Here is a 13,848-nt window from a genome sequence, read left to right as displayed (position 1 = left end):
CTGGAAACGGCGATTTAAAGTGTGGGTAGTCGCTGATCCAGCAACTTGTATAGCGCCGAGTCTGTGGGCCAATTACGCAAAAACCGCGCACGATCCCGGGCATAAGCTTTGGCAAAACTGCCCTGACTGCCGTGCTGCTGCATGGCATCCAGATCGATCAGCGTCCATTGGTTCTGGAACCAGAACAGGTTGTGGCCTTTGAAGTCGCCATGGCTGATGCGCTCGCGAAGCAGTGCGGCGAACAGTTGGTCCAAGGCCTGCAATTCGCTATCCGGCGGCGTGCTGTGCAGGTACGGCGAAAAGCGCGCAATCAGGTCTTCGTCGCCGCAGTAAGCGGTCACCAGATAAGCGCGGCCGCGCAGCCAGCACCAGCGCCGTTCGATCACCGCCAGCGGCTGCGGGGTGGCGATGCCCAGTACCTGCAGGCGATTGCCTTCACGCCAGCTGTGCCAGGCGCGGCTGGGGCGCCAGAAGCGTTTCAGCCAGTGGGCGAAGTTCTTCACGTTGTAGCGCTTCACCACCAGTGGCGCGCCCGCCACTTCAACCCGCGCCACAGTAGCCGCGCCCCCGGTTTTGTACAGATGACCGGCGTCGATGGCGCTATCCGGGTCGGCCAGCAGCGCCTGCAACCCCGGCTCGGCCTCGCGGCGCACCACACGCAAACCGAAGGCACCACTCCGCGCGCTGAACAGGCTGCACTCGCGGGCGGCCTTTTTCAGGTAGTCGCGCACCCGCCAGCGCCGCACGCTGGCGACTTCGGCCAAGAGCTTTTCCAGCGGCAGGGCATGTTCGCCGTTGGCCAGCAGGTAGTGAATCAGCAGTTCTTCGAGGAAGGGTTCGAGGTTGGCCGGCAACTGGGCAAAAAACACTCCGAGGTTGCGCAGCACTTCATCACGCCCCAGCGGCTGCCCCGGCACCTGCGCCTGCACGCCGCCGCCATCGATCAGGTACAGCTGGCCGTTGTACTGCAGCAGATTGTCCAGATGCAGATCAGCCTGCCACAGGCCTTTGCTATGCAACTGCGCAATGGCACCCAGGGCCTGGGCCAGCACCTGCTGCTGGCCGTCGGATGCCGGCGCTTGCTGGGCCACCGCACGCCAGGCATCGCCCAGGCTTTGCGCGCCAGCCAGATACTCGAACAGCAACCAGCCGCCCTCGCCCGCCGTATAGCCTTCAGCCAATAGCGCCGGGGTCAGCAGGCCCTGCTCGGCCAGCAGATGCACGCCCTTGGACTCACGGTTGAAGTGGCGCTCGGCCTTGCCCCCCACCAACAACTTGGCCAGTACCGGGCGGCCCTGCCACTGCGCCACGCCGACATAACGCTGGCCCGGCAACACCCGCAGCAGGCTCTGCAGCTGCAGCGTTTCGCCGCCCACCTGCACGCTCAGCGGCAAGGCTGGTGTGCGCCCGGCGCTGCTCAGCTCGCCGAGGTTCATCGGCGAGCTGCCTTATGCGCGCTGCGCGCGCCCAGGCGCTTGCTCCAGCCTTTGGCATCGCCCTTGTCGCCGACGTAGGCCAACAGCAATTGCCAGACTTCTTCCTGGCTCCAGCTACTGGCACGGCGCAGTAACGGCTCAAGGTCCTTGATCCGGTCGCGCTTGCCGAACACCAGGCGGCGGGTCTTTTCCAGATCGATCAATTGCGCGTCGAAACCGCTGGCCGACTCGCGCAGAAAAATATGTTTGGGATAGAAGCAGCCATGCATCTGATTGGCATCGTGCAGGCGCCGCGCCAGCTCCCCGCAGGCGCGCAGAATGGCCATGCGCTGAGCCTCGCTGCGCTCAGTCCAATCGCGCAACCAGTATTCCAGGTCCTGCCAGCCATCCAGAGCACGGGTGAGCAGGATGGCCTGCTGCTTGCCGTCCACTTCGCGCTGGGCGAAGAAGGCCGCGTGCAGAGCCGGAATACCGAGCTTCTGGTAGCGCTCGATATTGCGCAGCTCGCGGGCGAAGGTCGGCTCGCCCAGGGGATGCAGCAGGCTGCGGGTCAGGTGGTTGGTCTGGCGTTTGAGGTAATAGGCCGACTCGCCCAGCACCAGCCGCGACACCGTGCTGTACCCGCCGCGCTCGGTGTTCGGTTCATCCACCGCGTCCAGCTCCAGGGCCCACAGGGCATCGAAGGAGTCGAGTTGATGAGCAGCGAGAACCGCACGGTCTTCGGCGGCGATAAAGTCCTTCATTCCCGACCCTCAAAGAATTGCACGATCTTGCGGATCTGTTTCTTGTCCGCTGGATTGAGCTTGGCGTGCCCGCTGTACTGCAGGTAGAAGCGCAGCCGCTGGGTGTTGGAAAGCTTGTACTTGGCCACTTTGTCGAGGCAGGCGAGGTCTTTGATGATCCGGTAACGCAACACGAAACCGCGCCAGAACGCACCGTTAGGGCAATCGATAAAGAACAGCTTGGCCTGGTCATCGACCAGCAAGTTGCGCCACTTTAGGTCGTTGTGGGTGAAAGAGTTGTCGTGCATCACGCGGGTGCCGTGGGCCAGCTGGCGACTGATGCCGTCTACCCAGGCGGCGTCCTGCAGGCGCACATCGCCCTTTTTCGCCATCCGTCCGAGGTCGTCGGTGTTGGGCAGTTCACGGGTGATCATGGCACCGCGCACGAACGCACCATGGCGGCGTTCGAAACCACGCGCTACCACTTCGGCGGTGGGCAGGCCCCACTTGGCGAAGCGCTTCAGGTTCTGCCACTCACTGCGTACCCGCAGGCGCGCCAGGTACGGCCGCAAGCCCTTGCCGGCACTGCGGTAGCGTTTGACGTAATAACGCACGCCTTCGCGCTCGATGCGGATCACTTCGGAAACCGGGTCGCGGGTCATGCGCTCGCCGGTCAGGGCGAACACCGCATCGAGATCACCGAAGTCGGCGGCCAGCTGCTGATAAGCGGGTTCCAGATGCCACGACGCCATCAGAGCGCGTCCCCGTAACGCTGCTTGCGGTCATACAGCTTGGCGGCCTTGCGTTCCAGCCAGGCCAACAACGTCGCTTCCTCACGGAGAATCTGGCGCAGGTTGCAGGTACCCCGGGCCGCGAGGAAATAGGCGCGCAGAAAGCGCAGCTTGTCGCGCTGGGTCAGGCCGATATCCAGGGCCGAGAAGTACAGGGCGGCGAGGTCTTTGTCGCGCCAGCGGCGGCTGATTTTCTCGCGGCTTTGCGCGCGATGCAGGTCGATCACCGACAGCTTGAAGTCATCGGCGGTCACCGCTTTATCGGTGTGCAACAGAAAGTGGCAGATATAGCAGTCGCGGTGGTTGACCCCGGCATGGTGCATCATCCCGGTCATGCGCGCCACTTCGGCGATCAGCGCCCATTTCAGGCGCGGCGCAGGCGGCTGCTTGAGCCAGTCGATGCTGAAGTCTTCCAGGCTGACGGTGGGTGCCAGTTCCTCGGTGACGATAAACGAATGCTGCGCCGCCGGGTTATTGCCGCGCTCGCCGTAGGCAACCGCCGTCATGGTCGGCACACCCACTTCGGTCAGGCGCTGAATGGCTTTGAGCTCCTGCCCGGCACCGAGCACTGGCAATTTGGCGGTAAACAGGTTTTTGAAGATTTCACCCCAGCCGATGCCTCGGTGAATTTTCACAAAGTAGCCACGGCCATCGACTTCGGTGCGCAGGGTGCGCCTGCCTTCCAGCTCGCGGTACACCTGGCCATCCAGGCGTTCGACGGCCTCGAAAGCGTCCTGCCCGGCCCACAGCCGCTTGAACGGCTCAGTCAGCATCAGCTTCACGCGCGCGCCTCCAGAATCACATCGGCGGCGCGCTGCGGCAGGCTGTAGAGGTCCGCCGTATCGGCAAACGCCAGGCCATTGGCCGCCCAGGCGGCACGCTGCGCGTCGTCTTCAAGCATGGTTTGCAGGGTGCTGTTGAGCTGCTCCTGCTGGAACGGGCTGGGCACCACGCGGCCGCAATCGGCTTCTTCGATGTAGTGGGCGTAGCCGCACACATCGGTGACCAAAACCGGCAGCCCCGCCACCAACGCTTCCAGCAACACGGTGCCGGTGTTTTCGTTGTAGGCCGGGTGAATCAGCAGATCGGCACCCAGGAGAAAACGCGGGATATCGCTGCGCCCTTTGAGAATCTGCACCTGCTCGCTAATGCCCAAGGCCGCCACCTGCAGCAGAAACGGCTTGGGATCGTCCTGGCCAATGACGATCAGCCGGGTGCGTTTTTTCAGTTCTTTGGGCAACGCCGCCACGGCTTTCAGGCTGCGGTCCAGGCCCTTGGTTTTGAACCCGGAACCGATCTGCACCAGCAGCAGGTCATCGTCGGCCAGGTTGAACTCGCGACGGAACTCGGCACGGATCTCGGCAGCATTGGCCGGCGCGCGGCGGTCGGCAGCGATGCCCGGCGGCAGCAGATGAAAGCGCTCGGCCGGGGTGGCGTAGTGTTTGACGAACAGCGGCTGCTGCACTTCGGAAATCATCAGCACTTCGGTCCTGGCGGTCGGCGCGAACACCGCGCGCTCGTAGTCGGCAAAGTGCTTGTAGCGCCCGAATTTGCGGTACAGCGAGTTGCGCAGGTTTTGCGCTTTATCTTCAAAACAGCCATCGGCGGCGTAGTACACATCCAGGCCGGGCATCTTGTTGAAACCTACCACGCGGTCCACCGGGCGCTTGGCCAGGTCGGCCTGCACCCAGGCCAGCAGTTTTTCGTTGCGACGGTGGTTGAACAGGGCTTTGACCGGTGCCACCAGCACTTCGAAACCGGGCGGCACCTCGCCTTCCCAGATCAGCGTGTAGACGCGAATGCTGTGGCCACGCTGCTGGCACTCCAGGGCGATGCGCATGAAATCGCGCTGCAGGCCGCCGAAGGGAAAGTACTTGTACAGAACAAAAGCCAGTTGCATCACACAGTCTCCGGTGCCAAAAGCAGGGCTTGTAACTCGGTGGCCACACGCTCGGGCAGCAGGTCATCGAAACAGGGTTTATCGCGGTCGCCCAACCCGGCGTTCGGGCCGGTGGCGCACAGATGAATCTGCGAGCGCCCATAGGCACCCACGCGGCCCGGCAGGGTCGGGCCGTACAGGGAAATGGTCGGTACATCCAGGGCGGCGGCCAGATGGCCAAGGCCGGTATCCACCGCCACGCAGGCTTGCGCGCCGGCAATCACCTTGGCCACGCCCGCCAGGTTTAATTTGGGCAGTACCACGGCGTTTTCCAAGCCCTGGGCGATACGTTCGGCGCGTTGCTGCTCGACGGCATTGCCCCAAGGCAAGCGAATGGCATAGCCCAGTTCGCTCATTTGTTCGGCCAGCTGCCGCCAGTAAGCCTCGGGCCAATGCTTGCTGGCCCAGGTGGTGCCATGCAGGAACAACAGATACGGCGGCGCAGCGGGGTCAGCCATCTGCGCACGGTTCAACCCGTAGTCGCCAATGCCCGCCGGCAGCGGGTAGTCGAGGGCCTGGGCAAACAACTGGCGAATCCGCTCCAGCGCATGCTGGTCACGCGGCACGGCATAGGTGCGGTCGTAGAAACGGCAGGCAATCGGCTCGCGCGCCGAGTCGCGGTCCAGGCCCGCGATCGGGCCTTGCACATAGCGGGTCAGCCAGGCGCTTTTCAGCAGGCCCTGGGCGTCGATCACCAGGTCGTATCTGGTTTCGCCCAGGCGCTGTTTGAAGCGTTTCCAGTCGCCGTGTTTGATGGTCTGCCAGAGGTTCTTGCGCCAGCGGCGGATGGCCACCGGAATCACCTGGGCCACGGCCGGATGCCAGGCCGGAATCTCGGCAAAGCCCTCTTCCACCACCCAGTCGAACTGGATGCCGGGAATGGCGCGGGCGGCATCGGTAAGCGCCGGCAGGCTGTGAATCACATCGCCCAGCGACGAGGTTTTGATCAGCAGAACCCGCATCAATCGACCTCGGCCGGATTCGGCGCCACACGCGCCAGGGCTTCCACCACCGGACGCGGCTTCAGCTCGCGCAGGCAGTTGTAGTGGCCGAAGCGGCAGGTGCGGTCAAAGCACGGGCTGCATTCGATACCCAGACGGACGATTTCCACCTGGTCGGCCAACGGCGGGGTAAAGCCCGGCGAGGTGGAACCGTAAATCGCCACCAGCGGGCGGTTCAGCGCCGCCGCCACATGCATCAGGCCCGAGTCGTTGGAGGCAACGGCATTGGCGCAGGACAGCAGATCGATGGCTTCGGCCAGCGAGGTTTCGCCCGCCAGGTTATGGGCTTCTTCGCGCAGACCAGGGATCAGCCGGCTGCGGATCGCTTCGCCCACCGGGTGATCATTCTTCGAGCCGAACAACCACACCTGCCAGCCTTCACGGATTTTCAGCTCGGCCACTTTGGCGTAATGCTCGCTGGGCCATTTCTTCGCTTCACCGAACTCGGCGCCGGGGCACAGGGCCAATATCGGCCGATCCAGAGTCAGGCCGAACTTGGCCAGGGCGGCATCACGGCTTTGCGGCTCGATACGCAGGCTGGGCTGTGGATAAGGTTGCGGCAGTTCGGCACCCGGCTCGTAGGCGAGGGCCATAAAGCGCTCGATCATCAGCGGATAGCGCTCTTTGTCGAGTTTGCGCACATCGTTGAGCAAGCCATAGCGCAGCTCGCCTTTCCAGCCGGTGCGTTTCGGGATGCCGGCGAAGAACGGCACCAGTGCCGACTTCAACGAATTGGGCAGCAAAATGGCCTGATCGTACTGGCCAGCCAGGGATTTGCCGATGCGCCGCCGCGTGCCCAACTCCAGCGCGCCATGGCCAAGGGGAAAGCTCAGCGCCTTACGCACTTGGGGCATGCGTTCGAGAATCGGCCGGCTCCAGTCGGGTGCCAGCACGTCGATCTGGCAGTCGGGGTGACGCTGTTTCAGGCACTGGAACAGGGTCTGCGCCATCACCATGTCGCCAACCCAGCTCGGCCCTACGATCAATATGTTCATTCAAACTCCGCAAATGAGCAGGGAGGCGTTTAAGCCTCCCTGTCACTGCTAATTGCTGTTTTTACCTGGCGGTTTACTTGACGGCGGTACGCCACTCGGCGTGAGCGCTGGTCTGGCCAGTCACCAGGTCGAAGTAGGCTTTCTGCAGTTTTTCGGTGACCGGGCCACGGCTGCCGATCCCGATGCTGCGGCCGTCCACTTCGCGGATCGGCGTTACTTCAGCGGCGGTGCCGGTGAAGAAGGCTTCGTCGGCGATATACACCTCGTCGCGGGTGATGCGTTTTTCCACCACCGGGATACCCAGCTCGCCGGCCAGGGTCAGCACGGTGCTGCGGGTGATGCCGTTCAGGCACGAGGTGACTTCCGGGGTGTAGAGCACGCCGTCCTTGATCAGGAAGATGTTCTCGCCCGAGCCTTCGGCCACATAGCCTTCCGGGTCCAGCAGCATGGCTTCGTCGGCACCGGCCGAGACCGCTTCCTGCAACGCCAGCATCGAATTGATGTAGTTGCCGTTGGCCTTGGCGCGGGTCATGGAAATATTGACGTGGTGGCGAGTGAAGGAGCTGGTGCGCACCTTGATGCCTTTTTGCAGGGCTTCGTCGCCCATGTACGCGCCCCAGTGCCAGGCAGCAACGATCACATGTACTTTCAGGCTGTCAGCACGGATGCCCATGGCTTCAGACCCGTAGAACACCATCGGGCGGATATAGGCGCTTTCGAGGTTGTTTTCACGTACCGCCGCACGGGTGGCTTCGTTGATCTGCTCTTTAGTGAACGGCATCTTCATGTTCATGATGTGAGCCGAATCGAACAGGCGGTCGGTGTGCGCTTGCAGGCGGAAAATCGAGGTGCCCTGGGGGGTGTTGTAGGCGCGGACGCCTTCGAAAACACCCATGCCGTAATGCAGGGTATGGGTCAGCACGTGGGTGGTTGCGTCGCGCCATTGCACCAGCTCGCCGTCATACCAAATCACACCATCACGATCGGCCATCGACATCGTTCAGCTCCTCAGAAACTTGCTTCAGTAGGGTTGCTTGAGTTCGGGTTGCTTGCGTCAGGGTTTGCGTTTGCTGCGGGCCGTTCAACCAAGCCCCAGTTCCCGCCAGATGCGCATCACTTCCTGGCGTTCATGCTGGAACTGCTCGCCGCTGACCGTGCCCGGCTGCTTCTGCAGAGCCAGGCGGTGCGAGGCGGAACGGTAGGCCTTGTAGACCTCCTGTAGCAGGGTGGCATCGGCCGCGGGCATCAAGCCCAGGCGTTCCAAGCCTTCCAGAATGCGAATGTTGTCAGTGAACTGCAACAGCGGCGGATACGCGCCAGACCAAGCCAAGGCCGCGTATTGCACCATAAATTCAATATCGACGATACCTCCGGCATCCTGCTTGAGATCGAACGGCGCTGCGGCTTCGAAGGCATTTTGCCCGGTGCCGGCGGCCGTTTGCTTGCTGCCGAGGTTGTCGCGCATCTTGGCGCGCATCTCCCTGACATCGACGCGCAGTTTGTCCAGATCGCGACTGCGCCCCAGCACCTGGGCACGCACATCCTCAAAGGCTTTGCCGACCCGCTCGCTGCCCACCAGCACCCGCGCCCGCACCAGCGCCTGGTGTTCCCAGGTCCAGGCCTCATTTTCCTGGTAACGCCGGAAGGCACCGAGGGAGCTGACCAGCAGCCCCGCCGAGCCCGAGGGCCGCAGGCGCATATCCACTTCATACAACTGGCCGGAGTTGGTCTGCGCGGTGAGCAGGTGAATGATCCGCTGCCCCAGGCGATTGAAGAATTGCGCGCCATCGATGGGCTTGGCACCATCGGTTTCCGCCTGCGGGTCGCCGTCATGGATAAACACCAGATCCAGATCGGAACCATGGCCCAGCTCGATACCGCCGACCTTGCCGTAGCCAACGATGATGAAGTCCGGATCGCACAGCCCACCATCCGCGCGTTGCGGTGTGCCGTGCTTGGCCACGGTATGCCGCCAGGCCAGGGCCAGCACCTGGTCGAGAATGGCTTCGGCCAGCCAGGTCAGGTAATCGCTGACCTTCATTAGCGGCAACGCCCCGGAGATTTCCGAAGCGGCCACCCGCAGGCGGTGGGCCAGCTTGAAGTGGCGCAGGGCCTCCATCTGCTGTTCCAGATCGTCTTCGGGAATCCGGGTCAGGCGCTCGCGCAGCTCGGCGGCCAGTTCCGGTGCCAGTGGCGGCTTGAACAGGCGGCCTTCATTAAGAAGCTCGTCGAGCAGCAGCGGGAAGCGACTGATCTGCTCGGCAATCCACGGGCTGGCGGCGCACAGGGTCAGCAACTGTTGCAGGGCCCCCGGGTTCTCGGTGAGCAGCACCAGATAGGCAGAACGCCGCGCCACCGCTTCGATCAGCGGCAACACGCGCTCTAGTACCAGGTCAGGATTATCGTGTTCGACCGCCTGCGCCAACAGGCGCGGAATAAAGGCGTCCAGGCGTTCCCGGCCAAGGCGCTGCATGGCACGCACCTGGTTGCCGCTGCGCAGGCCCGCCAGGCGCTGCCAGGCCGATTGCGCATCGGCGAAACCGGCATCGGCCAGTTGCCGGCAGGCACTTTCTTCGTCCAGCGCGTCTTCCCACAGCGGCAGCCATTCGCTGCCGACGCAGAGGTCGGCTTCGCCGTTTTCGTCTTCGTCGGGGTCGGCGATCACCTGGCGGAAATGCCATTCGATGCGCCCACGCCAGTACATCAGCCGCTCATGGAAAGCCGCCCAGCTATCGAAACCCATGATAAAGGCGACGCGGGCACGCTCGTCGTCGTTGTCCGGCAGCATCTGGGTCTGGCGGTCGGCAATGGCCTGGATGGCGTGTTCGGTGTAACGCAGAAATTCATAGCCGTCGCGCATTTCGGCGACCACAGCCGGCGGCAGGTAGCCCTGCCCTTCCAGGGTTTTCAGCACCTTTAACAGCGGCCGCTGCTGCAGGCTGAGGTCACGGCCACCGTGGATCAGCTGGAAGGCCTGGGCAATAAATTCCACTTCACGAATGCCGCCGGAGCCCAGCTTGATATTGTCGGCCATGCCCTTGCGCCGCACTTCCTGCTGAATCAGCAGTTTCATCGCACGTAGCGCTTCGATGGCGGAGAAATCGAGGTAACGGCGGTAAACGAAGGGGCGCAGCATTTCCAGCAACTGCGCGCCGGCGGCCTGGTCGCCACCGACCACCCGCGCCTTGATCATGGCGTAGCGCTCCCAGTCGCGACCCTGGTCCTGGTAGTACTGCTCCAGGGCATTGAAGCTGAACACCAGGGAACCGGCCGAGCCGTAAGGACGCAGGCGCATATCGACGCGAAACACAAAGCCGTCGACGGTAATCGCATCCAGCGCCTTGATCAGGCGTTGACCGAGCTTGATAAAGAACTCCTGGTTATCCAGCGAACGCTTCACCCCTTCGGTTTCACCGCCTTCGGGGTAGGCGAAGATCAGGTCGATATCGGAGGACAGGTTGAGCTCCACCGCACCCAGTTTGCCCATGCCCAGCACCACCATATGCTGCGGCTCGCCGCTGCGCCGGCCCATGGGGGTGCCGAACTGTTCGCAGTGGCGCGGGTATAACCAGTTGTAGGTAAGGTCGATACTGGCATCGGCCAGATCGGAAAGATCGCGACAGGTTTGCGCCAGACCCGCCTGACGGCTGATATCGCGCCAGATGATCCGCACCTGCTGACGGTTGCGCAGGCGGCGCAGCACCTGGCCCAGTTGGGCTTCATCGGTGCACTCGGCCAGGGCTTCGGCCATTTGCTGGCGCAATTCGCCGGGCTGCAGGGGCCGCTCAAGTTCGCCGCTTTCAGCCAGAGCCAAGAGCATCTGCGGGTCGCGAATGCTTTGTTCGCTGACGAAATCACTGGCACCGACCACGCGTTTAAAAACATCGAGGCGCTGCGCCGGCCAGGCATCAAATTGTCTGCTGGCCTCCCCTAACGCTGCACGCAGCGATTGCTCCGCCCGCTGGACGAAAGGCTGTAACGAGGAAGGCAAGTCGACGAGCGGCGGCAGGTTCATGATCTATCCTTTGGATCGGCGTACATCTCGGTCAGGGTGTTTGCAGCCACTGAGATTGGCTCGACAGTGGCAAAGCGCTCTAAGCCCAGGATTGTCGCGATTTTTTCGTTCTAATGTGTACACAATGTAGTTTTACTACTAAAGAATGTGTCCCAAGGGCTGAAACGTCCGTCGATTTGTAGTAAAACTACACGCGGCCGGTCCTACCTCCGGTAAATCCAAGAATTTACGTGCCCGCCCATAAGGCCGGCAACGAACACAAGGTTTTCGATTCTGGAAGCCTTTCCGCCATGGAGCAAGCCATGCAAGACCTCGATCCCGTCGAAACCCAGGAATGGCTGGACGCGCTTGAATCCGTCCTAGACCGTGAAGGTGAAGACCGTGCTCATTATCTGATGACCCGTATGGGCGAACTCGCCACCCGCAGCGGTGCGCAACTGCCCTACGCCATCACCACGCCGTATCGCAACACCATCCCCGTTACCCACGAAGCACGCATGCCTGGCGACCTGTTCATGGAACGCCGCATCCGTTCGCTGGTCCGTTGGAACGCCTTGGCGATGGTGATGCGCACCAACCTGCGCGACTCGGATCTGGGCGGCCATATCTCCAGCTTCGCCTCCAGCGCCACGCTGTATGACATTGGCTTCAACTACTTTTTCCAGGCACCGACCGACGAACACGGCGGCGACCTTATCTACTTCCAGGGCCACGCCTCCCCCGGCGTTTATGCCCGCGCCTTTATGGAAGGGCGCATCAGCGAAGACCAGATGAACAACTTCCGTCAGGAAGTCGATGGCAACGGCCTGTCTTCGTACCCACACCCGTGGCTGATGCCCGACTTCTGGCAGTTCCCGACTGTGTCCATGGGCCTTGGCCCGATCCAGGCGATCTACCAGGCACGCTTTATGAAGTACCTGGAAAGCCGTGGTTTCATCCCGGCTGGCAAGCAGAAAGTCTGGTGTTTCATGGGTGACGGCGAGTGCGACGAGCCGGAATCCCTCGGCGCCATCTCCTTGGCTGGCCGCGAAAAACTCGACAACCTGATCTTCGTCATCAACTGCAACCTGCAGCGCCTCGACGGCCCGGTGCGTGGTAACGGCAAGATCATCCAGGAACTCGAAGGCGTGTTCCGTGGTGCGCAGTGGAACGTGAACAAAGTCGTGTGGGGCCGCTTCTGGGACCCACTGCTGGCCAAAGACACCGACGGCATCCTGCAACGCCGGATGGACGAAGTGATCGACGGCGAGTACCAGAACTACAAAGCCAAAGACGGCGCGTTCGTCCGTGAACACTTCTTCAACTCGCCAGAACTCAAGGCGATGGTTGCTGATTTGTCCGACGACGAAATCTGGAAGCTCAACCGCGGCGGCCACGACCCGTACAAGGTCTATGCGGCCTACCACCAGGCGGTCAACCATAAAGAGCAACCCACCGTCATCCTGGCCAAGACCATCAAGGGTTATGGCACCGGTGCCGGCGAAGCGAAGAACACCGCGCACAACACCAAGAAAGTTGATGTCGACAGCCTGAAGAAATTCCGCGACCGCTTCGATATTCCGGTGAAAGACGAAGAACTGGAAAACCTGCCGTTCTTCAAACCCGAAGAAGGCAGTGCCGAAGCCCGTTACTTGAGCGAACGCCGTGCCGCCCTGGGTGGTTTCGTGCCGCAGCGCCGGGCCAAGAGCTTCAGCATTCCGACCCCGCCGCTGGATAGCCTCAAGGCGATTCTGGACGGCAGCGGCGACCGCGAAATCTCCACCACCATGGCCTTCGTGCGCATCCTGTCGCAGCTGGTCAAGGACAAGGAAATCGGCCAGCGCATCGTACCGATCATCCCGGACGAAGCCCGTACCTTCGGTATGGAAGGCATGTTCCGCCAGCTCGGTATCTACTCCTCGGTCGGCCAGCTCTACGAGCCGGTGGATAAAGACCAGGTGATGTTCTACCGCGAAGACAAGAAGGGCCAGATTCTCGAAGAAGGCATCAACGAAGCCGGCGCCATGTCGTCGTTCATTGCGGCCGGTACCTCGTACTCCAGCCATAACCAGCCGATGCTGCCGTTCTACATCTTCTATTCGATGTTCGGCTTCCAGCGTATTGGCGACCTGGCCTGGGCCGCTGGCGACAGCCGCACCCGTGGCTTCCTGATCGGCGGTACTGCCGGGCGCACCACCCTGAACGGTGAAGGCCTGCAGCACGAAGACGGTCACAGCCATATGCTGGCCGGCACCATCCCCAACTGCCGCACCTATGACCCCACCTACGGCTACGAGCTGGCGGTGATCATTCAGGACGGCATGAAGAAGATGACCGAAGAGCAACAGGACGTCTTCTACTACATCACCGTAATGAACGAGTCCTACGCCCAACCCGCCATTCCGGCCGGTGTGGAAGAAGGCATCGTCAAGGGCATGTACCTGCTCGAAGAAGACAAGCGCGACGCAGCCCACCACGTGCAACTGCTGGGCTCGGGCACCATCCTGCGGGAAGTGCGCGAAGCGGCGAAGATTCTGCGTGACGAGTTCAACATCGGTGCCGATGTGTGGAGCGTTACCAGCTTCAACGAACTGCGCCGTGATGGTCTGGCCGTGGAACGCAGCAACCGTCTGAAACCGGGCCAGAAGCCGAAGAAGACCTACGTCGAAGAGTGCCTGAGCGGCCGCAAAGGTCCGGTGATTGCCTCTACCGACTATATGAAGCTGTTCGCCGAGCAGATTCGTCAGTGGGTACCGGTCAAGGAATACAAAGTGCTGGGCACCGACGGCTTCGGCCGCAGCGACAGCCGCAAGAAGCTGCGTCACTTCTTCGAAGTGGACCGTCACTTCGTGGTCCTGGCCGCACTGGAAGCCCTGGCTGATCGCGGTGATATCGAACCGAAAGTGGTGGCCGAAGCCATCGTCAAGTTCGGCATCAACCCAGAAAAACTCAACCCACTGGACTGCTAAG

10 protein-coding genes are annotated in these 13,848 nt (G+C 62.2%); 1 reads left to right on the top strand and 9 read right to left on the bottom strand.

From position 1 onward, the window contains the following. Window positions 1-14 precede the first annotated feature (14 nt). From ACVW0Y_RS03380 to glnE, 9 genes are all read right to left on the bottom strand, one after another. Complete coding sequence (locus ACVW0Y_RS03380; RefSeq protein WP_457436049.1) at window positions 15-1,436, bottom strand: lipopolysaccharide kinase InaA family protein; 1,422 nt, start codon at window positions 1,434-1,436, stop codon at window positions 15-17. Continuing rightward, window positions 1,433-2,179, bottom strand: a complete 747-nt coding sequence (locus tag ACVW0Y_RS03375; protein WP_457436048.1) for a lipopolysaccharide kinase InaA family protein — start codon at window positions 2,177-2,179, stop codon at window positions 1,433-1,435. Before ACVW0Y_RS03375 ends, ACVW0Y_RS03380 begins: the two co-directional genes overlap by 4 nt. Further along, on the bottom strand, window positions 2,176-2,910 hold the full coding sequence (locus ACVW0Y_RS03370) for a lipopolysaccharide kinase InaA family protein (protein WP_457436047.1): 735 nt from the start codon (window positions 2,908-2,910) through the stop codon (window positions 2,176-2,178). Before ACVW0Y_RS03370 ends, ACVW0Y_RS03375 begins: the two co-directional genes overlap by 4 nt. Continuing rightward, window positions 2,910-3,731, bottom strand: a complete 822-nt coding sequence (rfaP, locus tag ACVW0Y_RS03365) for a lipopolysaccharide core heptose(I) kinase RfaP (RefSeq protein WP_457436046.1) — start codon at window positions 3,729-3,731, stop codon at window positions 2,910-2,912. Before rfaP ends, ACVW0Y_RS03370 begins: the two co-directional genes overlap by 1 nt. Further along, entirely contained in the window at window positions 3,728-4,849 is a 1,122-nt protein-coding gene (locus ACVW0Y_RS03360) for a glycosyltransferase family 4 protein (protein ID WP_457436045.1), read from the bottom strand. The genes rfaP and ACVW0Y_RS03360 overlap by 4 nt, the downstream gene beginning before the upstream one ends. After that, window positions 4,849-5,850, bottom strand: coding sequence for a lipopolysaccharide heptosyltransferase I (gene waaC / locus ACVW0Y_RS03355; RefSeq protein ID WP_457436044.1), 1,002 nt, complete (start codon window positions 5,848-5,850; stop codon window positions 4,849-4,851). The genes ACVW0Y_RS03360 and waaC overlap by 1 nt, the downstream gene beginning before the upstream one ends. Continuing rightward, on the bottom strand, window positions 5,850-6,884 hold the full coding sequence (gene waaF, locus ACVW0Y_RS03350) for a lipopolysaccharide heptosyltransferase II (RefSeq protein ID WP_457436043.1): 1,035 nt from the start codon (window positions 6,882-6,884) through the stop codon (window positions 5,850-5,852). The genes waaC and waaF overlap by 1 nt, the downstream gene beginning before the upstream one ends. 73 nt (window positions 6,885-6,957) lie before the next feature. Continuing rightward, window positions 6,958-7,881, bottom strand: coding sequence for a branched-chain amino acid transaminase (locus ACVW0Y_RS03345; RefSeq protein WP_108096384.1), 924 nt, complete (start codon window positions 7,879-7,881; stop codon window positions 6,958-6,960). An 84-nt stretch (window positions 7,882-7,965) separates the two neighbouring features. After that, window positions 7,966-10,899 carry a bifunctional [glutamate--ammonia ligase]-adenylyl-L-tyrosine phosphorylase/[glutamate--ammonia-ligase] adenylyltransferase gene (glnE, locus tag ACVW0Y_RS03340; RefSeq protein ID WP_457436041.1) on the bottom strand — a complete coding sequence of 978 codons (2,934 nt, stop codon included), beginning with the start codon at window positions 10,897-10,899 and terminating at the stop codon, window positions 7,966-7,968. A 302-nt stretch (window positions 10,900-11,201) separates the two neighbouring features. Here glnE and aceE point away from each other — a divergent pair, with 302 nt between their 5' ends. Beyond that, complete coding sequence (gene aceE, locus ACVW0Y_RS03335) at window positions 11,202-13,847, top strand: pyruvate dehydrogenase (acetyl-transferring), homodimeric type (RefSeq protein WP_457436040.1); 2,646 nt, start codon at window positions 11,202-11,204, stop codon at window positions 13,845-13,847. Window position 13,848 lies beyond the last annotated feature (1 nt).

The sequence above is a fragment of the Pseudomonas sp. TE3786 genome, from assembly GCF_054057335.1.
The sequence above is the reverse complement of the archived record's forward strand: the minus strand, read 5'-3'. Positions and strand labels throughout refer to the sequence as shown.

Excerpts from the sequence above, each read along its gene's own strand:
- ACVW0Y_RS03380 (WP_457436049.1), bottom strand. The coding sequence starts at position 1,436 with ATGAACCTCGGCGAGCTGAGCAGCGCCGGGCGCACACCAGCCTTGCCG.
- aceE (WP_457436040.1), top strand. The coding sequence starts at position 11,202 with ATGCAAGACCTCGATCCCGTCGAAACCCAGGAATGGCTGGACGCGCTT.
- ACVW0Y_RS03360 (WP_457436045.1), bottom strand. The coding sequence starts at position 4,849 with ATGCAACTGGCTTTTGTTCTGTACAAGTACTTTCCCTTCGGCGGCCTG.
- waaC (WP_457436044.1), bottom strand. The coding sequence starts at position 5,850 with ATGCGGGTTCTGCTGATCAAAACCTCGTCGCTGGGCGATGTGATTCAC.
- glnE (WP_457436041.1), bottom strand. The coding sequence starts at position 10,899 with ATGAACCTGCCGCCGCTCGTCGACTTGCCTTCCTCGTTACAGCCTTTC.
- ACVW0Y_RS03345 (WP_108096384.1), bottom strand. The coding sequence starts at position 7,881 with ATGTCGATGGCCGATCGTGATGGTGTGATTTGGTATGACGGCGAGCTG.
- ACVW0Y_RS03375 (WP_457436048.1), bottom strand. The coding sequence starts at position 2,179 with ATGAAGGACTTTATCGCCGCCGAAGACCGTGCGGTTCTCGCTGCTCAT.
- ACVW0Y_RS03370 (WP_457436047.1), bottom strand. The coding sequence starts at position 2,910 with ATGGCGTCGTGGCATCTGGAACCCGCTTATCAGCAGCTGGCCGCCGAC.
- waaF (WP_457436043.1), bottom strand. The coding sequence starts at position 6,884 with ATGAACATATTGATCGTAGGGCCGAGCTGGGTTGGCGACATGGTGATG.